The sequence below is a fragment of the Limnothrix sp. FACHB-881 genome (assembly GCF_014698135.1).
GTDB lineage: Bacteria > Cyanobacteriota > Cyanobacteriia > CACIAM-69d > CACIAM-69d > CACIAM-69d.
Genome location: NZ_JACJSN010000001.1, coordinates 207,851 through 228,681 on the forward strand (window position 1 = coordinate 207,851; position 20,831 = coordinate 228,681).

A 20,831-nucleotide genomic window follows, 5' to 3' on the forward strand; every position below is an offset into this window, starting at 1 on the left:
GTGGGTTTTGAATTGACTCTAGCTAATCGACTGCCACAAATCAAATGCAATTTACTGATTGGGATTGGTAAGTGATAACCAACCCATCCTAACCAACCTAAGGCAACTGGCTAAGGTTAACCAGCTCAATTCATTTACCTGACTTCAACAGCCAAGAAACTGAGTAATATAGTCTCTGGCTAAAAGGGCACTAGCTGCCCCGGCGGCTACGCAACAATGGGGCGCAAATTCCCCTGTTTCTTGAAAAGGTTGCGGATCGGTAATATCCCGCGAGCTTTCTTGAATGGTTGAGTTAGGGGTATATTCATGCTGAGAAAATTTGAGAGATGATCCATGGCGCTCAAACCACGTGCGATCGCGAATCCAAAGCAGTGCTAAAAACTCGGGACGTAGACAAAGCAAATCCATCGCGACCCCTGTGATCAGCAAAGTTGCTCCCCCACTGACCAATAGGGCTTGGAGATCAGCAATTTCAGTATATAAATTGACTGTCTGATCTCCCTCTTCATGGTCAAATAATTCCTCTGCAACTTCTCGTAAGATCGTTGCTTCCAAGTTATAAGATTGCTGATCAAAAGGGTCAACACCCGTTGGCTGAAAGATCATCGACGGGACAATATGATACTGACCTGCTCCCTCAGCAACCTGTGCGGATCGCTGATGCAGAAAGTATCGATATTTATCCTTGGAATCTGTCTCAGAACTGGCATTTACAACAAAGCAACAGGAAATAGCGATCGCGGCACTGCGGTTGTGTCCTGTCCAGGCATCTTGCAGCGCCTCCTTCCCTCGGCGATCGCCATGAAGTTTCTGTCGTAAGGGCAAGGCTTGATAGCAGTCTTGGGGGGAAGCATCGAGCGGTAAGGTGGCGATCGCCTGCTCCAATTCAGCTTCCAAAATGGTGCAAGTATTGACAGTATCAAAGTACGATCCCACGGTGCAGTGGAGGCGATCGCCCGCCAGAAAATCTTCAGCATCAGAAGCAGGCTTAAATCGATCCATAAAATCCAATGCATAGGTTTTTCCATTCCATAAATGCTTCCTTGTGCGTTGCATTTTCTCCAGTAACCAGCTACTGCTTGGAAATTGACCTGTTTCCAGCTTTAAGTTGCCTAAAACCTGCCTTGGACTTCGTGGTTTTTCAACCCAAGAGCATAGATGGATTGGATAAACTAAGCCTGTCCCACTGCGAAATAGGGACTCTTCACCATAAAGCCATGCCAAAAAATTGATGGTCATTGCTTGACGAGACAAGGGTGAAGTAGAACAAGAGCTAGAAATCATTGCAATGAAAAACCGCCAGAGAGGATTAACTGAAAAGACTAAGGACTAGGACTTACTTGGCAATCCAAAATCAGGTGCGAAGAATTAATGCTATAGGATCCCGATTGATAGTCCCCCCAGGTTTTCACGATCTGAAAATGATTAGCTTGCAAGAGTGTCATAATCTCTTGTGGCCAAAAAATTCGGAGATCTAAATCTTCTTCCGCAAACTGAACGCCATTGCGATAAAACATCAATGTCATTGTATGGATCTGGCTCCAGGCATGATACTGCCTCCGCCGTTTAATGGTCACCAAAGAGCCATCCTGAGGATCTTGAAGCTGAGAATAAGGATCAATTCGATCCGGATTTTGCAGAATGTCGAAAATATAGTAGGGATTTTTGAAATCTACGATGAAATGACCGCCAGGAGCCAGATGTTGACGAACCCGACTTAAGCACTGCCGCACATCATCAAGACTATGCAAGTGGGTAAATGTGTCATAGGGAAAAATGATGAGGGAGAACTGAGTCTGAAGATCAAAATCACGAACGTCTCCTTGAACCCAATGGGCTTTCTGGGATTTAGTACGAGCCGCATTGAGCATGGATTCTGAAATGTCGATGCCGGTGCAAAGAAAGCCTCCTTCTGCCAAATCAGCGGTAACCCTTCCAGTTCCGCAAGCCAGTTCCAAAATGGGACTGCCGTGAACTTGGGCGATCGATTGCCAAAATCCAATGTCTTGAGATTGAACTGAGTGTCGATAGGATCCCTGAAAAATTAAGTCGTAAAAGCAACCGTTATAAAATAAATTTTGGTTGTCTTGATTTGTTGATTCTGAATGGCTCATAATAGCAATCCTCCTTGAATTTGAAGCTAAAAATGTCGCGTAAAGCTACTACGATTCGCCAGAAATTTCTGGTGTCCCTAGTGCCAAATCTTGACTAGTAGATGTGTTTGATGGGTTGAGAATTAGATTGGGACTATTGTTGTTGCTTCCTGTTGCTCCAGTGCCTGTTTTGGCTAGATAAATTCCGATGGTAATTAGAAAGAAGCCCAAAATATTAAGAGGATCAAGAAATTCACCAAACCACAACCAAGCTATGGCAGCAACAGGGGCTGGCTCTAGCAACAAAACAATGGTGACAAATGTAGAAGAGAAATGCTTGAGACTATAAACAATTAATCCATGGCCAGTGACTTCACTAATTAATGCGAGTCCAATGACTGCAATCCAACCCATGGTGCTAATGGGAAAGATGGTGCTATCGATCGCCCAAACAATCGGTGTTGCTAGGAGCAAACCAATGGCACAGCGCCATACTAAAATTCTTGAGGTTGAAAGACGTTGCCGCAGTTTTTCAACGAGCAGGAAACTGGCTGCGTAAAAGACCGAGGAGAGCAAGGCTGCCCCATCTCCAAGCAAGGCGCTAGTGCCAAAAAGAGCTTCTTTGGGTTGAATCCAGTCACCGATCGCGAGGGTGATTGCCCCAATGACCGCGATCGCCAACCCACTCAAAAACCGTCGATCGAACCGTTGTCCCAAAAAAAGCCAACCCCCAAGGGCCGTGAACAGGGGAGGCATATTCGCCAACATTGCCCCATTGGCTGCGGTGGTGCTGGTGAGCGACCATGTCCACAAATAACGCCCCACAAGATGCACAAACCCCAGTGCCAACAACAGGTTGATGGTTGCCCAAGGTAGTTTTTGTGGTTGGCCTGTTACTGCTGCGGAAGAATGGTCGGCTGCTCCAGAATTTTGGGTAGTATAGCCACCTTCCGTTTTGCTTTCGGAAACTGCTGATGGAGGCTGTTCTCTTTGGAGCCAATTCAACCCCGTAAACGCCAGCGTTGCAATCCATAATCGATTAAAAACCGTTGCTTCTGCACTGATTTCTCGAATCGATAACTTAATGAAAATGGCTGTCGATGAGAGAGCGATTAGCCCCAAAATTAGCCACAAAAAAGCCAGTGATGAATGGCGATTGTTCTGATTTTGGGAATCAGATTCAGAAGTGGGTGACTGGCTGGTGGACTGATTGGTGGTTGCTTCCTCTTTTGAATCGTCTGAATCATCACTGGGAGATGCTTGAGCTTCAGGAGTCATAAGGTTAAGCCACGGTTTTCAGGTTTGGATATGCCTTGCAGAAAAATCACAGCAGCAATGACACCCGCTAGCTTCGAGGAAGCTTGAATGATAGTTACTAATCGACGACTGGCTTAGAGCAAGATTCAATCATAAAAGCTTCAAAAATCACCTCAAAGTGGGCCCGCTCCGGCGAAGCGCAAACGGGCCCCACCTGAACTGTAGGATCTTCGGGAAAATCCGCTAATCGTAATAGGGTGAATTGCTCCCCATTCAGGGAATAGAGAATTGCAATTGCCTCATCTTTTCGGCGCACTTCAAACCAAACACGCTCTGGCTGCCCAGGAAGTGGTGCAACAGACCAGTCCGAGCGATCGCGCGTTACGACTGCACTGGCGTATTGCACGCCTTCAACGTATTCGATGCCACACTTGAGCCAATGCGTTTCACTTGCGCGTACCATCAGTCCGGCTTGATCATAAAGATCTTGATATTGCCCTGAAAAACAAACGCGCGCCCGGAAGTTGCCGCTGATGGCGCAATGATAAAAATGCCCTGAATCTCGAATAAATCCGTAGTGAGTGGTTCGCCAAAAATCGGATTTTAAGCCCGTTTTAACCCAAAGTTGACCATTGCGATCGCTCCATTCGGCTGGTGGATTGTGCCATTGCATAGTTGACCAGAAATTAGCTTCCGAAAAGCTGTTGACCATGAGCTAACCTGTCAAGATTTTTGATTCAAGAGCCATCGCATTCTAATCCTGTTAATCCTAAACCAAGGCCATATCTTCTCGCTTGGATAAACCCTCATAAATTTGAATTAAAATATCATCCAGACTATATTTAAAGTCCCAATCGGGATAGTGATCCTTAAACTTCTGCACATCGCTGACCCACCAAATATGATCACCGAGGCGATTTTGCTCGCTGTAGCTCCAATTCATGGGCTTGCCCACAATTTCGCTGCTGCGGGTGATGGCCTCCATCATTGAGCAGTGGGAATAGCGGCTGCCGCCAGCGTTATACACTTCTCCACAGCGAGGATTTTGATAAAAATGCCAAAACATATTCACCAAATCATAGCTGTGAATATTATCGCGAACCTGTTTGGCCTGATAGCCGAAAACAGTGTAGTGACGACCGGTAATGGCACATTTCATGAGGTAGGCTAAAAAACCATGCAACTGGGTTCCAGAATGGTCGGGGCCAGTCAGACATCCCCCCCGAAAAATGCCTGTTTTTAAGCCATAGTAAATGCCATACTCTTGCACCATGATGTCAGCAGCAACCTTGGAAGCTCCGAAGATGGTGTGTACAGAGCGATCGATGCTCATGGTCTCGTCAATTCCGCGTTCAAAATAGGGATGAGACGGTTCTAGTTCCCATCGAGTTTCCAATTCCACTAATGGATAGTGATTAATGGCATCTCCATACACATTATTCGTAGAGGTGAAAATAAACACTGCTTCGGGGCAATGCTGGCGGGTCATCTCTAAAAGATTGAGGGTTCCATTGGCATTCACTGCAAAATCGGTTAAAGGTTCTGTTGCGGCCCAATCGTGAGACGGTTGAGCTGCTGCATGAATAATGATTTTGATGTCTGTGTTGTAGGTTTTGAAGATGCGTTCTAGGGCTGCTAAATCGCGAATGTCCTCGTTTTCATGCATGTAGTGGGCAACTTCGGCTTGCAGTCGATCGCGATTCCAGGCGGTGGAAGCTTCCTCGCCAAAAAAGTAGCGACGTAAATCATTGTCAATGCCAACCACTTGTAAACCCCGATCGGCCAGGAAGCGCACAGCCGCAGAGCCAATTAAGCCGGATGCGCCAGTTACGATTGCAATATCCATAGTGTTCTGCTGAAATTTCTTGTTCAGGCAAAGGGAAGCTAAGCGGCAAGGGCAATCAAAACCCGAGCAGGTGAATGACTATTTAATTGGCAGCAAATTGACGGTCAAATTAACCTGGTGATCGACGCGCGATCGCTTTGCATTCAAGTCACAATCAATGAACTGGTGATGAGCTAATGGGCAATCAGCACCAGCTCCGTTCACCGATTAATTTCAAGTCATTCGTGAGCATTTCATGATTGCTTGATCAAGCCATTACCGGCAGTGAATCTTTGATCCACTGCCGATCAAACGGATTGGTTAGGACACTTGCGCAAGGGTCAAAACATCAGCAACCGATCGCGCTGCTAACTGCACCCGATCAATGTCTTTCGCATCCATTTGGCTGTGAATGGGAAAGCATAGCAGCGAATTCCAAACCTGATTCGTGACGGGCAGGGGATAGCGTGCATAGCTCTTAGCCCGTGCCAGGGTATGAAGGGCGGGGTTGAAGTATGAGCGACATTCCACCCCTTCTTCCCTCAGGGCGGTAATGACGCGGCTCAGTTCCCCTTGCTTGGCAACCGGCATCAACACTCCCAGGTTTTGGAAATTGGAAATCACGCCCTCGGGAATTCGCTGGGGCATCAGGGCCCCGTGACAGGACTCCTGGAAGAAGGTGCGCAGTTGTTGGGCGTATTGGCGGCGTTGCTCAAGATTTTTGGGGAAGTGGCGCAGGACGTGGCGACCGGTGGCGGCCCGCAACTCATCCATTTTGGCGTTCATGCCCAAGCTCGATTCTGACAAGTTGTGATGGGCAATGCCGTGGTTACGCAACTGTCGCACTTGATTGAGCAAGTCCAAATCATGGCCAACCAGTGCGCCGCCCTCGATCGCTGGCAGCACCTTGGTTGCATGGAAGCTAAACATTTGCAGGCGCGGTTCTGCGGGAACCCGACGGCCATGGGTTTCAGTGCCAAATCCGTGGCAGTTGTCATAGATCAGCTCCGCCCCCGCCTGTTGACAAAGGGCAGCGATCGCCGGCAAGTCAGGCGTTACCCCGAACACATTCACCGGCACTACCACAGCAACATCCCGCTCCTGGTCAAGAATTTGCGCCAGGGCCGTGGGCGACATCGTAAAGGTTTCGGGATCGATGTCGCAGAAAATTGGCTCTAGACCCGCCGACTCGATCGAATTCAAAGTGGCAATGAAGGTATAGGACGGCAACACCGCCTTGCCTTTGCGCCCCAGCACTTGCATACCCAACGTCAGCGCATCCGCACCATTGCTCAAGACCACCACATCGGGCACGCCGAGATACTGGGCCAATTCCTTTTCAAAATTGTGCAAGTGGGGGCCGCCGTTGGTGGCTTGCCCGGTGGCCAAAGATTGCTGGAAGGATTGGATGAGAACGCTATTGGGTGCAAAGTGCGGGCGCACCATGGGCACCACTGGAGGAGTATGGCTGGAACTGCGAGAGAACGCACCGCGACCGGCATCGGGGCTAAGCAGTCCCCAATAGTCGAGGGTTCGGCGCAACCCTTCCTCCATGTCAATTTTGGCTTTGAAGTTTAGGATCCGTTCCAGCTTGGACACATCAGGCACACGCACGGGAATTTCTTCAAATCCCTCGCCAAAAAATTGCTTTCCATCAATGTCTTCGGTTCCGGCTTTGTGGCCTGAGAGGCGAATCATAATTTCCGCCAATTCACGCATGGTAATTGGCTCAGGACGGCCAATATTAACGGCTGAGTGGTTATAGCTACAGTCGGGACTGAGTTCAAGGGCGAGTCTTGCGGTTGCCTCTGCCGCATCGTCGATATAACAAAGGGTGCGCACGGCTTGACCGCCATCCACCAACATCAAGGGCAAACCGTCGCGAATTCTGCCCAGAAACTTACTGATGACACGTCCTTTTCCCGGTGCATCAAGTTGGGGGCCATAGATATTAAAGTATCGAACGGCGGCGGCGGTCAGTCCCAAACGGCCCAGGGCATAGGCGTAGTGTTCCCCGGTGGTTTTGGAAATGGCATAGCTCCAGCGATGGTTTCGAGAAGTGCCATAGATGCGATCGCTATCTTCTTCCAGAATGCCGGTATTTAAGCCGTAGGTTTCGCTGCTGCTGGCAATTAAAACAGGGCGGTCATGTTTCAAGCAAGCCATTAAGACATTGCGCGTTCCCAAGATGTTCACATCCAAAACATCGTGGGGCCGAGTGACATATTCATCCACACCAACAACGGCCGCGAGATGAATCACTCGATCGCAGCGAGCAATCCAATGATCCATGCAATCAGCATCGAGAATATCGCCCGCGACGTTCTCAATTCGATCATCAATATCGACTAGCCGACCGGGATCGTGGCGATCTAAACAAACCACTGACTTGCCCACACTCAGTAGATAGCGTGCGATCGCACTGCCGACAAAACCAGCACCACCCGTAATTAAAACGTCAAAATCTGCCATTTCAATAGCCTCGCCAGCGAAAATTGCTGAACCAAATAGCGGGATTATTTCAGCTCAATAATCCCTTGATCGTTTTGAAATTCAACCAAACGGAAACCCGACTTAACTTAAGCCTTGGAAGATTTTTCGAAGTGACTAGTTCAAGAGAGACAGCCCAACAATGACTCTCATGGACGAAGCTTATTCGCTCAAGCAAGATGCTTGAGTCAAGACCTAGAAATTCCGACTGGAGGGGTGGAATGATCTTAGGTCTAATGCTGTTTAAAGGTCAGATTAACTCTAGGCTAAGACAATTTTGATCGCAAATAGAAAAAGCAGTGATTGTAATGAATCTTAATCTCTTGAATGGACTTAAAAATCGTGGCTCATCGATCAATTTAACGAGCAGATATCATTGGATACATGACCAAGGGGGTTGGGTGTTAAAAATCATACATTTGCCTTGATTTTGAATAACTGAAGCTCAAGAATTTTGGTAAAAATTCTTCTGTTCAACTAAGGTGGATCGCTAACTAACTTCTTGAAGAAAAGTGTAGTTAATCTCCTAAGTCAGATCATCGCCAATGAGGGGTTTGACCCCCTCAGATCCTCGACCTTTCAACGTCAAATCAAAGTTTTGTGAACCTGATCACCCATCCTAGGGCCTGTCGTCAAATCACCTGAAACCCTGATTTCACCGTTGGCAGATCGTGGGGGACAAGATGCTCAAGCCCCTTGTTACGACGACTGGAATATGGAAAATCAATCGTTTCCGCCTAGATCCTAGGAAATGACGACAGGCCCTAAGGTTCTATAACTGAAATTCTGTAAAAAATATTAAGTTCATCAATTGAAATTGTGTGCTTGAAGCGCTGTGCAAACTATGGGGAAAGAGTGGCAATGAGGGGATTGAAAAATAAAGGCAAAGGGGATTAGTCCTTTGCCTGCTGCGTATGCCGCTTGTGTTGTGGTGAATGTTGAGCCGGGGGGTGAGGAGACGAGGTCGCTGGCCCTTGGGGTGGGGGTGATGAATTGGCGTGGAGGTTACAGGGTTGCGAGTTGGGGCCGCAACAGGGCGATCGCCCGGCCGCGATGGCTCAGTTCATGTTTTTGGGTGGCAGACATTTCGGCATAGGTGAGGCCCAACTCAGGCATCAGAAAAATGGGGTCGTAACCAAAACCCTGCTCTCCCCGGGGGGCTGTGGTGATTTCACCGGGACAGATGCCCTCAGCTTCGGCGGCCACCGTGCCATCGGGCCGCACGACCACCAACGCACAAACAAATTGGGCCCGGCGATCGGGCTGGTTGGCCAGTTCGGTGAGGACGCGGTTGATTCGATCGGCATCGGTGACTCCATAGCGGGCGGAGTAGAGACCCGGTGCGCCATTGAGGGCATCGATCGCCAGGCCGGAATCATCGGCGATCGCCCATTCACCGGTTGCCAGGGCCACTTGGGTGGCTTTCAGGCGGGCATTTTCGAGGAAGGTTTGGCCCGTTTCTTCAATCTCTAGCTCCGGGGGCTTCAGGGCCAGTTCCCAGCCCAAATCATCCAAGTAGGCCTGTAGTTCTTTGAGTTTGCCGGAGTTTCCGGTGGCAACGACTAAACGGGGCATGGCGAAAAAAGAAATTTCAGGATGGACAGAACTTCCCAATTGTCCCGATCGGGGGTGGTTTGGCAAAGGGCAACCAACGGTAATGACCACCCAAAAAAATCACCCGGGGATTAGCCCGGGCGAACCAAGTCCAGCAGGTTTGGGTTAAATCAAGAGCGCACGGTTGGTTTTGGGTGGGTGCGCCTGTGGGAATTGAGCAGCAACCTTAGGCGGCGGCAGCTTCGGCCCATTGCTGGGCCCATTCCAGGATTTCATGCACCCGATCGAGCGTGACGGCTTCGCAATAGAGCCGCAGGACGGGTTCCGTGCCGCTGAAGCGCACCATTAACCAATCGCCACTGGTTAGGCGGAATTTATAGCCGTCGGTGGTTTGGCAGTCGGTGACCGCTTGCCCGGCAATCGTTTGGGGTGGGTTGGTTTGCAGTTGTCCCAACAGCCGATCGCGTGCGGCCATGCTGGCCAGGGCTAAATCAATGCGATCGTAGGCATTGAAAAAGTTGGTTTTGGTTTGCAGATCTCCGTAAAGCTCATTCAGGCTTTTGCCCGCTTTCACAACGGCTTCCAGCACATACAGAGCCGAGAGCAGCGCGTCCCGTTCGGGAATGTGGTTGCCATAGCCCACGCCGCCGGACTCTTCGCCCCCAATCAACACCGGCACGCTCAACATCCGATCGGCGATGTATTTGTAGCCCACGGCGGTTTCATGAACCGGCAATTGATACAGTTCCGCCACCTTGGGCATCAGGTCGGAGCCGCTGACGGTTTTAACCACTTCGCCGGTTTGCCCGCGCACCACGGCCAGGTGTTGAATCAAAATTGGGATCAAGATCTGGGAGGTGAGAAATTCCCCAGACCCATCGATCGCGGCGATCCGATCGCAGTCGCCATCAAAGACCAAACCCACGGCCAACTGGTCGGGATGGGCCTGTTGGTGGTCGCGAATTTGGGCGATCGAGCGGGTGGTGTATTTGGGCAACGGCTCCGGCGCGCCCCCTTCAAACAACGGATCGCGATTGGTGTTCAGTTCCTGCACGGCAACATCCAGCACCTTGCTGAGGCCGCCCGCCGAAGCGCCATGCATCGCATCCACAAACACCGCCAGCTTGCCATCGGCAATGGCAGCTCGGATGGCAGCAAGATCAACGAACTGCCGCAACGCTTCACAGTAGCCGCTTTCCCAAGGATTAAACGACTCGATCGGCTCCGGATGCTCCACCTCGGCCGGAACCGTTTCGGCCGCCAACATCGTCTCAATCTTTTGGGTCACCTCCGGCGACACGGAACCCCCAAAGGCTCCCTTGACCTTCAGACCCAAATAGCGACCAGGATTGTGGCTGGCCGTCAGGACGATCGCCCCAAGGGCCTGTTCATGGTGGGCAATCCAGCTAAAGACCGGCGTGGGGGCATAGCAGTCCGACAGCTTCACCCGATAGCCGATCGCCTGGATGGCTTCAGCGGCCACCCGCGCAAAATCTTCAGCCATGAACCGGCGATCGTAGCCCACCAAAATAGTGCGGCTGCCGGTGCTGGCCCCAAACTCCTGGGCCAACGCTTCCGCCGCCAGCGGGGCCACCCGAGCCACCCGCTCGATCGTGAAGTCCGCCGCAATTACCCCCCGCCAACCATCCGTGCCGAATTTGATCGGGCTGGCCGCCGCCGCTCTCAACGATTGACTCATGAATCAAAAACCTCTGCTTTGTGCGCTGCAATACCGCTCAGATTGGGAATCTAGGACGCAAACGACTGGGGGCGATCGTCCTGGGCTGCTTTGGCCGGGCCGATCGATCGCCCCCGTCCCTTCCGGATTTCCTGAACCACCCCACCCCAACGCCGTGCGGGGTCGCCCCACGCAAGCCTATGTTAACAATCGGGTTAATCGGGTTTGCCCCCTCCCGATCGCCCTAGGGATCCAGGTCAATTCCTGACCTTGCCGGCCCCATCTCTCCGCCTCGCACCCGCCCCAAACCCGCCATTTTCGGCACATCCCCCATTTGACAACCCCAGAACAAATCGACCATCATCGATTCGCGCGAGCCACACCCACCATCACCCCATCTTCAGCCTTCTCACGCATCGGTTCGCCCGCAGGACTGTAGCCCACCTTGGAGCGCCCCATGGCCATCATTAACGGTAACAACCTTCCCAACCTCCTCACCGGAACCAACGACAACGACCAAATTTTTGGCAACGAAGGGAGCGACACCCTCATTGGCTTAGCCGGTAACGATGCCCTCCAAGGGGGCCGCGACAACGACATTCTCAATGGCAACGATGGCAACGACTTCCTGCAAGGGGGCTTTGGCAGCGACCAACTCTTTGGCGGCAAGGGAAATGACACCCTTTACGGCAACGAAGATAACGACTTGCTGGATGGGAACGATGGCAACGATCTGCTCTTTGGTGGCCAAGATCCCGACATCCTGCGAGGCAGCCAAGGCAATGACACCCTATGGGGCGACGTGGGAGCCGATACCCTCTACGGTGGCCAGGGCGATGACCTGCTGCAAGGTAACGAGGGCGAAGACATCCTGTTTGGAGATTTGGGCAACGATGTCATCTTCGGTGGCCAGGGCAATGACCTGATTTTTGGCAGCCAAGGGAACGATCGTATTGATGGCAGTCGAGGGGATGACGTAGTTTTTGGTGGCCGAGAAGCCGACACTATCAATGGCGGCGATGGTAACGATGATCTGAATGGTGACAGCGGGGCTGATCTGATTTTGGGCGGCCGCGACCTTGACATCATCAACGGCGGCGAAGGCAGCGACACCCTCAACGGCAACGGCGATGCGGATACGATCAATGGCGGCGACAACGAAGATGTGATCTTCGGCGGAACCGGGGACGATCGCCTGTCCGGGGATAACGGTAACGACACCCTGTATGGCAACCAGGGCAGCAACACCCTGATTGGGGGCAATGGCGGCGACACCTTCATCGTGTCAGGCCAAGCGGGTGGCGTTGACATCATTGCTGACTATGACTTCACCCAAGACCTGATTGGGTTCGAGGGCAACATTGCCTCGCGGGTGGTGGTGGTTCCGGGAACGGGGCTGAATGCGGCCGATACGTTCCTGACGTTGGTGGATACCAACAACACGGAGCGGCTGATTGCGATCGTGAAAAACAGTCAGCGCCTCAGTTTCCTCACCCCCGTGGGCACAGACACCACCACGGGCGGCGTGAGCGGCAGCACGGGCGGCACGGGCAGCACCGGTTCCACCCAGCCCTCCACCGGCAATGACAATATTCAAGGCACGTTTGGGGATGACACGATCGATGCTTTGGATGGCAACGATACGGTCACCGGTTTGGGTGGTGCAGATTTGCTGAAGGGCAGTGGCGGCAACGATTTGATTGATGGCGGCGAGGGCAATGACTCCATGGAAGGGGGATTGGGGTCTGATACGTTGCTGGCCACGGGGGGAAGCGACTTCTTTATTTACAACACGCCCGCTGAAGGGGGTGATGTGCTGACGGACTTTGACCCCACGTTGGACAAATTGGTGATTCGGAGCACCGGATTTGGGGGAATTACGACCCTGCGGGTGTTCTCGGTGGATCCGGAGCGGGGCGGGTTTGCCTTTGTCAGTAGCGGCACGGGGGTCGCGTTGCAGTTCAACAACGGATCCGGCGTGCAAACGATCGCCACCTTCCCCAATGCGCCTGCCAACTTGTCCAGTAGTTTCAACAGTTGGGCGATCCTGGGCTAGGGCTGGGCGATCGGGTAGTAGTCGTAGATTTCGGCCAGGATCTCAGCCCAGTTGCGGGCGAGCAGTTCGATAATCTGTTCGCCCCGATCGGCCGCCGCCGCCGTTGGGTCACCAATCACGCCACTTTGGCTCAGATCTTGAATTGTCCAGGCGTAGGTTAAGGCTCCTTTGGGCCCCAATCGCTTGCCCGGATGGGTCAGGGGCATCTCTGCTTGGGCCCGTTGCATCCGCACCCGATCGGGATCAAGGGCCAACATCACACAGGTTTCCGCATCGCCCGCGTGCATTCCCAGGGTTTCCGCCGGGTTCAAAAGGGGCTTGTAATTGGCCGATCGCCACACAAAACAGGAATAGGTCCAAAAGTCGGGATATCGCTCATGGAGATCCGTGGCGGCAATATCCAACACCTGGGGCTGTCCTCCGTGGCCATTCAGCAACAGCAGTTTCCGAAAGCCCGATCGATAGAGGCTGTGGCCAATGTCCATCACCAAGGACAGGAGCGTGGTGGCGCTGAGGGAAATGGTTCCCGGCAGCGCCAGATGCTCGTTAGATTTGCCATAGAACAACGGTGGCAGGGCATAGGCCACCACGTCAGGCCGTTGTTGATCGAGCCATTGGAGCGATCGCCCGAGAATTCCGTTCACGATCGCGCTGTCCACATTCAAGGGCAAGTGGGGCCCGTGCTGCTCGATCGCCCCCACCGGCAAAATCACCACGGCCCGCTCCCGATCGGGTAGAGTCGCGACACTTTGCCAAGTTAGATAAGCAAAAAAGCGGTGTTCCGGAATGGGCCCATGCATATAGTTGGCTCGTCCAAATCAGCATCAGCGGTTAACCCAGAGCCATGAGCGCCATCAAGCTTCCGGAGTCTCAGAAGCCTCCGAAGCCTCAGTGCTGGGAGCGGCCTTGGCCGCCAAGGCCTGCTCAGCGGAGAGGAAGTCGATGAACTGGCGAGCCGTGCGACCCGATCGCCCATTGTGACGCGTGGCCCACTGCAAAGCTCGGAACCGCAATTCTGCCCGATCGATCCCGAGATTGGCTAAATCAGCCAAATGATTCACGATTTCTAAATAGGTGTCTTGGTCGGCCGCCTCAAAGGTCAACGTCAGGCCAAAGCGATCGGCAAAGGAGAGCTTTTCCTGCACCGTATCCCAGGACTGCACCTCATCCGCATCGCTGGGCCGGGGGCGATCGGCAAAATATTCCCGCACCAAATGTCGTCGGTTTGAAGTGGCATAGACCACCACATTCTTTGGCCGCTCCGTGATGCCGCCCTCCAGGCAAACCTTCAACGCCTTGAAGGCCTCGTCATCCTCCTCAAAGGACAAATCATCCACAAATAGGATGAACTTTTGGGGCGCGCTCCGCAGCAAGTCCACAATCTCCGGCAGATGATCCAACTCTTGCTTGGCCACCTCCACCAATCGCAATCCCCGATCGCCATAGGCCGACAGCAGCGCTTTCACGAGGGATGATTTTCCCGTGCCCCGTGCCCCATACAGCAACACGTTTAGTGCCCGGTGACCGGCCAGCAGAAATTCCGTGTTTTGGATTAGTTGCGCCTTGGGGCCGTCATAGCCGGCCAGGTCGGGCAGGTCGATCGGGTCAGGATGGGTCACCGGCACAAGCTGCCCCGATCGCCAGCGGAAAGCTCGGGACTCGCTGAACTGTCCCCGATCGGCCTCTGCCAAATAGCGCACCAAAGCTGGTGTGGCTGTTGCCCAGTCGTCCAGGTTGCGCAACTGGGCCCGGAGTGCGGCTTTTGGATTGGGTTTGGTTTCTGGCTCGGTGACGGCAGATTGATCCGACACATCGGATTGATCCGACTCGTTAGATTGATCCGACGCATCGGATTGATCAGGCTTATCAAGTTGATCAGGATCAGGCGCAGCCAATTGATCAGGCTTGTGATCGGGCTTGTCCAGTTGATCAGAGACATCAGGCGGATCAGATGCGTCGAGTGAATCCAATTCCATTTCTGAGTCAGCACTGGGCCCACTCCAGGCCACTAGCTCGATCGCCCCACCCGCCAACTCCTGGGCCCACTGACAAGCCAAGGCCGGCTCGAACTGCCACAGTTGCTGAAATGCGCGTAAATCATGCTCGATCGCCGCGATCGTGGCCTTGGGCAATTGCTCGATCGTCTTGCCTTTGAGCACCGGAGCCAACACCGCATCCACCGTCACCAGGCGATCGAGCAAATAATCGCCCCAGCTTTGGCCCGTGGTCATCAGCGCCCGAAACCAGCGCCCATAGGCCAACGTAATATCCGTCGCATCGCGCGATCGCTCCAGCACCGTTCCCAAAAACTGCGCAAAAGCCTTGCCCACTTCGTTATCCAACACTCCCGGCAACACCAGCAGCGAGGCCAGCAACCATTGCAGCCGTTCAGCCTCCTCCTGAATTTCCCGTAACCGACCGGGACTAATTTTCGGCCGCTGGGAGGATGGGTCGTCAGTCCGCAAGTAGGTCATAGGCCAGATCTCGTTGTCTCAATGAGCAGGAGTTTGCACCGGGCAGCCACCTTCAAAAGCCATCAGCGGCGCGATCGCCCTAGCTGGAAGTGGCAACCAACAGCTTAACTGCCCAGAGATCGCTCGCAAAATGAGCCAGCACAAGAATCAATCACCGCCGGAACTAACCAGCCAGCGTTAAGCCACATCAGACCCCATCCACATCAGACCCTATCAACACACAGGAGGGAGAACAACTCAACATTGCTCTCCCTCCCGTGGCGATCGACTGGATTCGTTTTGCGATCCCAGTTTTGAGACCCCGCCTATTTTTTCAGGTCTTTAGCCATGCTGCGGAACGCATCCAAGTTGCGATCGGCCTTGCGGCGTTCCAGGGTTTCGCCGGCCGTGCTGGCCGGAGCGCTGCTGGTGGGTTCCGCAGCCTTGGCCTTGGGTTTGGCCGGTTGTTCAACGGGTGTAGTTCCCTTGGGGAAAGTCTTGTGGACTTCCACTTCCTTGCGCATCCGCTCAATGTCCCCGAAGGTGCGAGCGCTGTCAAAATCCAAGAAAAAGTCCTGGGTTTCCTTTTGGCGAGCGGGTTGGGGCGCGGGTGCTTCTTCTTTTTTGTTGCCGCCGAACAGGCCACGAATGAATCCGGTCATGGTTGGATCTCGTTCTCTAAAGGTTTGGGCTGGAGTTGATGAGAAATTTTAGACAAAACATTAATTTCTGTGAACCAATTATAAGGATTTATTCTTCAAGAAATTTGGGCATTCCCCAAAATTCCGTCAGGATTTCGGGACTGAAGGGGAAGTTCCGGTGTGCCTTTTAAAATTGGAGAGCGATCGCCCCGGCGAGTCGGCTGCAAAATTTGGGTCAAAACCTTTTATCAACCAGCTTAAATTTCAACCCAGATCCAAAAATCTCAACCCAGATCCAACCCAGGAGCCGAGGTTTGTCATCGAATTCGATCGATTGAGGCGAAAATGGCTGATTTTCCTGGCCTAACCGCCTCAAACAAGAGGCTTAAGCCCCTTGCTCCCTAGGATCTCGCCTTGCTTCCTAGGATCTCGCCTTGCTTCCTAGGATCTCGCGACGGCAGGATCAGAGGCTCACGAATCCGAGTCACAGCCCTCAATCCACGATCCCAATCCATCCTTGAATTCTCTGCCCTTCTTAGCACCATGCCTCCAGAGTCTCCCGAATCCACTTTGAATCCGTTGTCTCCTCCATTGGAGTTGCCCCCGCACCATGACTTGCCCCAACAGCCCCCTAAGCTTTCCCTGCCAATGATGTTGCGCTTGGGCCTGTTTCAAATGGGCCTGGGCATGATGTCGGTGCTCACCTTGGGGCTGCTGAACCGGGTGATGGGCAATGAGTTGGCCATTCCCCTGGATGTGGCGGCGGGGGCGATCGCCCTGCACCAGTTCATTGCGCCCGCCCGTGTTTGGTTTGGGCAACTGTCCGATGCCAAGCCCCTGTTCCGACTGCATCGATCGGGCTATGTCTGGCTGGGATCGATGGTTTTTGCTGTGCTCTCGTTTTTGATTGTGCAGGTGATGTGGCAATTGGGCGCGGCCGTGGCGCAGGCGGGCGGTTGGTCTTGGGAGGGAACCACGGGCCTCTGGACGATCGCCCTTGGGTTGCTGTTTGCGGGCTATGGCCTCTCCATCAGTGCCAGCTCCACGCCCTTTGCGGCTCTGTTGGTGGACGTGTCGGACGAAGATGATCGATCGCGCCTCGTGGGGGTGGTTTGGTCAATGCTGATGGTGGGGATCATCATCGGGGCCATCCTGACTTCGATTCTCCTGAAACGGGCCGAAGCGGCCAACAGCCTCGCCGCTTTGCAAGGGGCCTTGAACCAACTGTTCATCATCGTGCCCGCGACTGTGGTTGGGTTGGCCTTTGCGGCCACCTGGGGTGTGGAAAAACGGTTTTCGCGCTATGGCCTGCGATCGCACCTGGCGGAACGGGAAGACCAAATTACCCTCGGGCGGGCCCTGCGAATTTTGACCGCCAGTCGGCAAACGGGCATCTTTTTTGCATTCTTGCTAGCCATGACCCTGGGCCTGTTTTTGCAAGAGGCCGTTCTCGAAAACTACGGCGGCGAAGTGTTCAACATGCCCCCTTCGGCCACCACGAGTTTGAATGCATTCTTTGGCACGGGAACCCTCTTGGGGTTGGTGGCCACGGGCTTTGGCCTGATTCCCCGGTTGGGCAAACAGCGCACCACAAAGCTCGGTTGTTTGCTGACGATCGCGGCGCTGGGGCTAATCATCTTGGCGGGATTTTCCAGCAATCCCAATCCTGGGGCGATCGGGGCTAATCCCACGGTTTTGCAAGCGGCCGTGGGTATTTTTGGCCTCACCTCGGGCGTTGTCACTACCGGGGCCTTGACCCTGATGTTGGATCTAACGGCGGCGGAAACGGCCGGCACGTTCATTGGGGCTTGGGGTCTGGCCCAGGCCTTGGCCAAGGCCCTGTCTACCTGGTTGGGCGGCTTAATTTACCAACGGGTTGGGCTGGCGCTGTTTGGGCAACCGATCTATGGCTTCATCACGGTGTTTGCGGCGGAAGCGTTGATGATGGCGATCGCGATCGGGCTGCTGTGGTGGGTGAATGTGCGGGAGTTCAAAACCGATTCCCAACAGGCGATCGCCAACGTTTTGCAGGTGGAAATGGACTAAACCGCTTGCTGCTGATGGCTGCTGAGTCGTGGCTACGTCGTGGCTACGTCGCGACTGAGTTATTGCCGAGTTACGGAATCATCAGCTCGGGTTGAGCAGGGGGCAGGGTGGGCAATGTCCACCCGTCATCGATCGCCCAACGAGTCTGATCACCCCTGGAGAGAGGTGAATCATGGGGGCATCTTGAGCGAGATGCTCCCATGATTTTTGGGTAAGAAGTTCTTTGCAGCCTGATCAAAAGTAGTTAAAAATCAATACAAAAATCCATAACCCTGATAGTGTCAGCCAGAGCAAGTTCACGCAAATTAATGCAGTCTTTTGAAATTGAGAATCATCATCAATCAATAATCAAGGAGTAATTCAACAACCATCCATGGACTCATCACTGACAATTGGATGAAATCAGAGTCTTAACCCCTATGGCTCAACCCAATTTCAGAATTCTGGGGATGGGTCTTTAATTGATAGTTGATCAGGATTAATTCCTAAATTGCTGGTATTGCGATTTACAAAATTTATCTTTTTTTGTAAAAGTTCAGACAAAATCCAAAGAAGTCTTAAGACATTCTTGGGAGACAGTCATCCCGGGAACAATTCACGATAACTACATCTTAGGGGTGAATTTGTGGACGGAGGTTCCTACCAGCGATCGAGATCACACAGGATGGCGATCGATTATCGACCGTAATGGCGATCCGGCTAACTAGCGCTCCGTGACGAAGATTGTTCGAGAACGCCGCTTCGGTCACTGAGCATTCAGAGGAGCCTCACTACGATAGTTAGCATCAGGGCAGCTTCCCATCGATCCCTATTCCGGCCGCGCGCACTGGCGATCCAGGCTTAAAAACGAACCCATGCGGCGATAGATCGATAGCTATGCAGCAACTGGCGCATTGAGGGTGTTGGACTCGCTTGATTCATGCGCATCTTCGGAGCGGTAGAGACTATGACTGCTATGCCTATCAACTTTTTCGATTCAGATCAATTCTTTAGTAAATCTCCGATCGATTTGTCGCCTGAGTTGTCCAGTGGCCTGCTGGATGAGCAAGAAGACCACTCCGAAGAATCCCTTGATTCCGGAGACCAGGATTTTGATGAAACGACTCTGGAAAATGAGCTGAGTGGCTCAGGATTTGAGGTTGAAGATTTGGGCGTAGATGATTTGAGTGCTGAGGATTTGGGCACAGATGACCTCGGTGCCGATCGCCTTGAGGAAGAGGATGAGGACGTAAAGGCGGCCTTGGCCCAGGATGGCCGGCGCGATCGCCGCAGAACCACCGATCTCGTGCGCCTATATCTTCAAGAGATTGGGCGTGTGCGTCTGTTGGGCCGGGACGAGGAAGTGACCGAAGCCCAAAAGGTGCAGCGATATATGCAACTGTTGCGGCTGCGGGAAACGGCCGCCTGCCCTGAGGAACCGCAACTGGAACGGTTGGTGAACTTGGTGGCTGTGCGCGATCGCCTTTGCGCCACCCTGGGCCATCGCCCCTCGATCGAGCGTTGGGCCCGCGAAGCCGGTGTGACCGTGCCGGAACTGAAGACCGATTTAAACAAGGGCAAAAACCGCTGGGCCGCCGTCGCCCAACTGACCCTGGCGGAGTTGGAAGACATCCAAACCCAAGGCACGCGGGCCAAGGAGCGGATGATCAAGGCCAACCTGCGCTTGGTGGTGTCCGTGGCCAAGAAGTATCAAAACCGTGGTTTGGAACTGCTGGATTTGATTCAAGAAGGGACCCTGGGCCTGGAGCGGGCCGTTGAGAAGTTTGACCCCACCAAGGGTTATCGCTTCAGCACCTATGCCTATTGGTGGATTCGCCAAGGCATTACTCGGGCGATCGCCACCCAAAGCCGCACCATTCGGCTACCGGTGCATATCACCGAGAAGCTGAACAAAATCAAGAAGGCCCAACGGAAAATTTCCCAAGCCAAGGGCCGCACGGCCACCCTTGATGATGTGGCGGCTGAGTTGGATATGACCCCCGCCCAGGTGCGCGAGGTGTTGATGCGCGTGCCCCGGGCCGTTTCGCTGGAAACGAAGGTGGGCAAGGACAAGGACACCGAGTTGGGGGATCTGCTGGAGGCGGATAGCGCTTCGCCGGAAGAGAACCTGATGCGGGAGTCGTTGCAACGGGATTTGCAACAACTGCTGGCACAACTGACCAGCCGCGAGCGGGACGTGATTCAAATGCGGTTTGGCTTGGGTCACAGCAGCCCCTATTCCTTGGCGGAAATTGGGCGGGCGCTGGACTTGTCACGGGAGCGGGTGCGGCAAATTGAGGCGAAGGCCTTGCAAAAACTGCGCCAACCGCGCCACCGCAACCAGGTACGGGATTATCTGGAAGCGCTGTCCTAGGGCAATTTGCGGGTTGAGTGAGCGCGGGTTGATTGAATCAATAGACCTCTTGCATCAATCACGATTTTGATCCTAAATCCCTTTCCAAGATTACTGATTGACTGACAAAACGCTCAAATGCTTGGTTCTCCGGTAGTTCTCCGGTAGGTTGGGTTGAGCTTTGCGAAACCCAACTTGATCACTACGAACCTTGCTGTTGTTGGGTTTCGTGCCTCAACCCAACCTACTAGCGCGACAGGCTTAAAAGGCTGGGTCAAAGTTGCGGAGCCAGTCGTGGTAACAAGGGGCTTGAGCATCTTGCTGATTAACGATCAGGTGACGGTAACAGCCATATCATTTAACCCAGCGAATTAAGGCAGCCACGCTACTACAAAATGATCGTTGA

The 20,831-nt window shown here is 53.2% G+C and carries 15 protein-coding genes; 4 read left to right on the forward strand and 11 right to left on the reverse strand.

The window, feature by feature from the left end:
- Positions 1-144: 144 nt before the first annotated feature.
- From H6G52_RS00855 to H6G52_RS00890, 8 genes are all read right to left on the reverse strand, one after another.
- A complete protein-coding gene (locus tag H6G52_RS00855; RefSeq protein WP_190525839.1) occupies positions 145-1,239 on the reverse strand; it encodes a hypothetical protein in 1,095 nt (364 codons plus the stop codon).
- Between the two features lie 83 nt (positions 1,240-1,322).
- On the reverse strand, positions 1,323-2,114 hold the full coding sequence (locus H6G52_RS00860; protein WP_190525841.1) for a trans-aconitate 2-methyltransferase: 792 nt from the start codon (positions 2,112-2,114) through the stop codon (positions 1,323-1,325).
- A gap of 48 nt (positions 2,115-2,162) precedes the next feature.
- Positions 2,163-3,371: a DMT family transporter gene (locus H6G52_RS00865; RefSeq protein WP_190525843.1), complete on the reverse strand. Its 1,209-nt coding sequence runs from the start codon at positions 3,369-3,371 to the stop codon at positions 2,163-2,165.
- Between the two features lie 97 nt (positions 3,372-3,468).
- Complete coding sequence (locus tag H6G52_RS00870; RefSeq protein ID WP_199312074.1) at positions 3,469-4,062, reverse strand: DUF1349 domain-containing protein; 594 nt, start codon at positions 4,060-4,062, stop codon at positions 3,469-3,471.
- Positions 4,063-4,119: 57 nt separating this feature from the next.
- A complete protein-coding gene (locus H6G52_RS00875) occupies positions 4,120-5,196 on the reverse strand; it encodes an NAD-dependent epimerase/dehydratase family protein (protein ID WP_190525845.1) in 1,077 nt (358 codons plus the stop codon).
- A 300-nt stretch (positions 5,197-5,496) separates the two neighbouring features.
- Positions 5,497-7,647, reverse strand: a complete 2,151-nt coding sequence (locus H6G52_RS00880) for a DegT/DnrJ/EryC1/StrS family aminotransferase (RefSeq protein WP_190525847.1) — start codon at positions 7,645-7,647, stop codon at positions 5,497-5,499.
- A 1,023-nt stretch (positions 7,648-8,670) separates the two neighbouring features.
- Positions 8,671-9,240 (reverse strand): RdgB/HAM1 family non-canonical purine NTP pyrophosphatase, encoded by a 570-nt coding sequence (gene rdgB, locus H6G52_RS00885; protein ID WP_190525849.1) that lies wholly within the window; start codon positions 9,238-9,240, stop codon positions 8,671-8,673.
- 205 nt (positions 9,241-9,445) lie between these two features.
- Positions 9,446-10,918, reverse strand: a complete 1,473-nt coding sequence (locus H6G52_RS00890; protein WP_190525851.1) for a phosphoglucomutase/phosphomannomutase family protein — start codon at positions 10,916-10,918, stop codon at positions 9,446-9,448.
- Here H6G52_RS00890 and H6G52_RS00895 point away from each other — a divergent pair.
- Both H6G52_RS00895 and H6G52_RS00900 read left to right on the forward strand, forming a co-directional pair.
- Positions 10,917-11,165 carry a hypothetical protein gene (locus tag H6G52_RS00895; protein WP_190354190.1) on the forward strand — a complete coding sequence of 83 codons (249 nt, stop codon included), beginning with the start codon at positions 10,917-10,919 and terminating at the stop codon, positions 11,163-11,165. The two genes, H6G52_RS00890 and H6G52_RS00895, sit on opposite strands and share 2 nt — an antisense overlap.
- A 189-nt stretch (positions 11,166-11,354) precedes the next feature.
- Complete coding sequence (locus tag H6G52_RS00900; RefSeq protein WP_190525853.1) at positions 11,355-12,953, forward strand: calcium-binding protein; 1,599 nt, start codon at positions 11,355-11,357, stop codon at positions 12,951-12,953.
- Here the strand turns inward: H6G52_RS00900 and H6G52_RS00905 are convergent.
- The 3 genes from H6G52_RS00905 to H6G52_RS00915 all read right to left on the reverse strand — a co-directional run bounded on the left by H6G52_RS00905 (position 12,950) and on the right by H6G52_RS00915 (position 16,068).
- A complete protein-coding gene (locus H6G52_RS00905; RefSeq protein WP_190525855.1) occupies positions 12,950-13,753 on the reverse strand; it encodes a creatininase family protein in 804 nt (267 codons plus the stop codon). The genes H6G52_RS00900 and H6G52_RS00905 overlap by 4 nt on opposite strands.
- A gap of 54 nt (positions 13,754-13,807) precedes the next feature.
- Positions 13,808-15,427, reverse strand: a complete 1,620-nt coding sequence (locus H6G52_RS00910; protein ID WP_242026108.1) for an ATP-binding protein — start codon at positions 15,425-15,427, stop codon at positions 13,808-13,810.
- Between the two features lie 305 nt (positions 15,428-15,732).
- Positions 15,733-16,068, reverse strand: coding sequence for a hypothetical protein (locus H6G52_RS00915; RefSeq protein WP_099534674.1), 336 nt, complete (start codon positions 16,066-16,068; stop codon positions 15,733-15,735).
- A gap of 522 nt (positions 16,069-16,590) precedes the next feature.
- Here H6G52_RS00915 and H6G52_RS00920 point away from each other — a divergent pair.
- Together H6G52_RS00920 and sigC are read left to right on the forward strand one after the other, a co-directional pair.
- A complete protein-coding gene (locus H6G52_RS00920) occupies positions 16,591-18,093 on the forward strand; it encodes a BCD family MFS transporter (RefSeq protein ID WP_190525857.1) in 1,503 nt (500 codons plus the stop codon).
- A 955-nt stretch (positions 18,094-19,048) separates the two neighbouring features.
- Positions 19,049-20,446, forward strand: a complete 1,398-nt coding sequence (gene sigC, locus H6G52_RS00925) for an RNA polymerase sigma factor SigC (RefSeq protein WP_199291669.1) — start codon at positions 19,049-19,051, stop codon at positions 20,444-20,446.
- Positions 20,447-20,831 lie beyond the last annotated feature (385 nt).

What these genes read in the sequence shown, in the direction of transcription:
- H6G52_RS00855 (WP_190525839.1), bottom strand. Translation starts at nt 1,239, where the DNA reads ATGACCATCAATTTTTTGGCATGGCTTTATGGTGAAGAGTCCCTATTT.
- H6G52_RS00860 (WP_190525841.1), bottom strand. Translation starts at nt 2,114, where the DNA reads ATGAGCCATTCAGAATCAACAAATCAAGACAACCAAAATTTATTTTAT.
- H6G52_RS00865 (WP_190525843.1), bottom strand. Translation starts at nt 3,371, where the DNA reads ATGACTCCTGAAGCTCAAGCATCTCCCAGTGATGATTCAGACGATTCA.
- H6G52_RS00870 (WP_199312074.1), bottom strand. Translation starts at nt 4,062, where the DNA reads ATGGTCAACAGCTTTTCGGAAGCTAATTTCTGGTCAACTATGCAATGG.
- H6G52_RS00875 (WP_190525845.1), bottom strand. Translation starts at nt 5,196, where the DNA reads ATGGATATTGCAATCGTAACTGGCGCATCCGGCTTAATTGGCTCTGCG.
- H6G52_RS00880 (WP_190525847.1), bottom strand. Translation starts at nt 7,647, where the DNA reads ATGGCAGATTTTGACGTTTTAATTACGGGTGGTGCTGGTTTTGTCGGC.
- rdgB (WP_190525849.1), bottom strand. Translation starts at nt 9,240, where the DNA reads ATGCCCCGTTTAGTCGTTGCCACCGGAAACTCCGGCAAACTCAAAGAA.
- H6G52_RS00895 (WP_190354190.1), top strand. Translation starts at nt 10,917, where the DNA reads ATGAATCAAAAACCTCTGCTTTGTGCGCTGCAATACCGCTCAGATTGG.
- H6G52_RS00890 (WP_190525851.1), bottom strand. Translation starts at nt 10,918, where the DNA reads ATGAGTCAATCGTTGAGAGCGGCGGCGGCCAGCCCGATCAAATTCGGC.
- H6G52_RS00900 (WP_190525853.1), top strand. Translation starts at nt 11,355, where the DNA reads ATGGCCATCATTAACGGTAACAACCTTCCCAACCTCCTCACCGGAACC.
- H6G52_RS00905 (WP_190525855.1), bottom strand. Translation starts at nt 13,753, where the DNA reads ATGCATGGGCCCATTCCGGAACACCGCTTTTTTGCTTATCTAACTTGG.
- H6G52_RS00910 (WP_242026108.1), bottom strand. Translation starts at nt 15,427, where the DNA reads ATGACCTACTTGCGGACTGACGACCCATCCTCCCAGCGGCCGAAAATT.
- H6G52_RS00915 (WP_099534674.1), bottom strand. Translation starts at nt 16,068, where the DNA reads ATGACCGGATTCATTCGTGGCCTGTTCGGCGGCAACAAAAAAGAAGAA.
- H6G52_RS00920 (WP_190525857.1), top strand. Translation starts at nt 16,591, where the DNA reads ATGCCTCCAGAGTCTCCCGAATCCACTTTGAATCCGTTGTCTCCTCCA.
- sigC (WP_199291669.1), top strand. Translation starts at nt 19,049, where the DNA reads ATGCCTATCAACTTTTTCGATTCAGATCAATTCTTTAGTAAATCTCCG.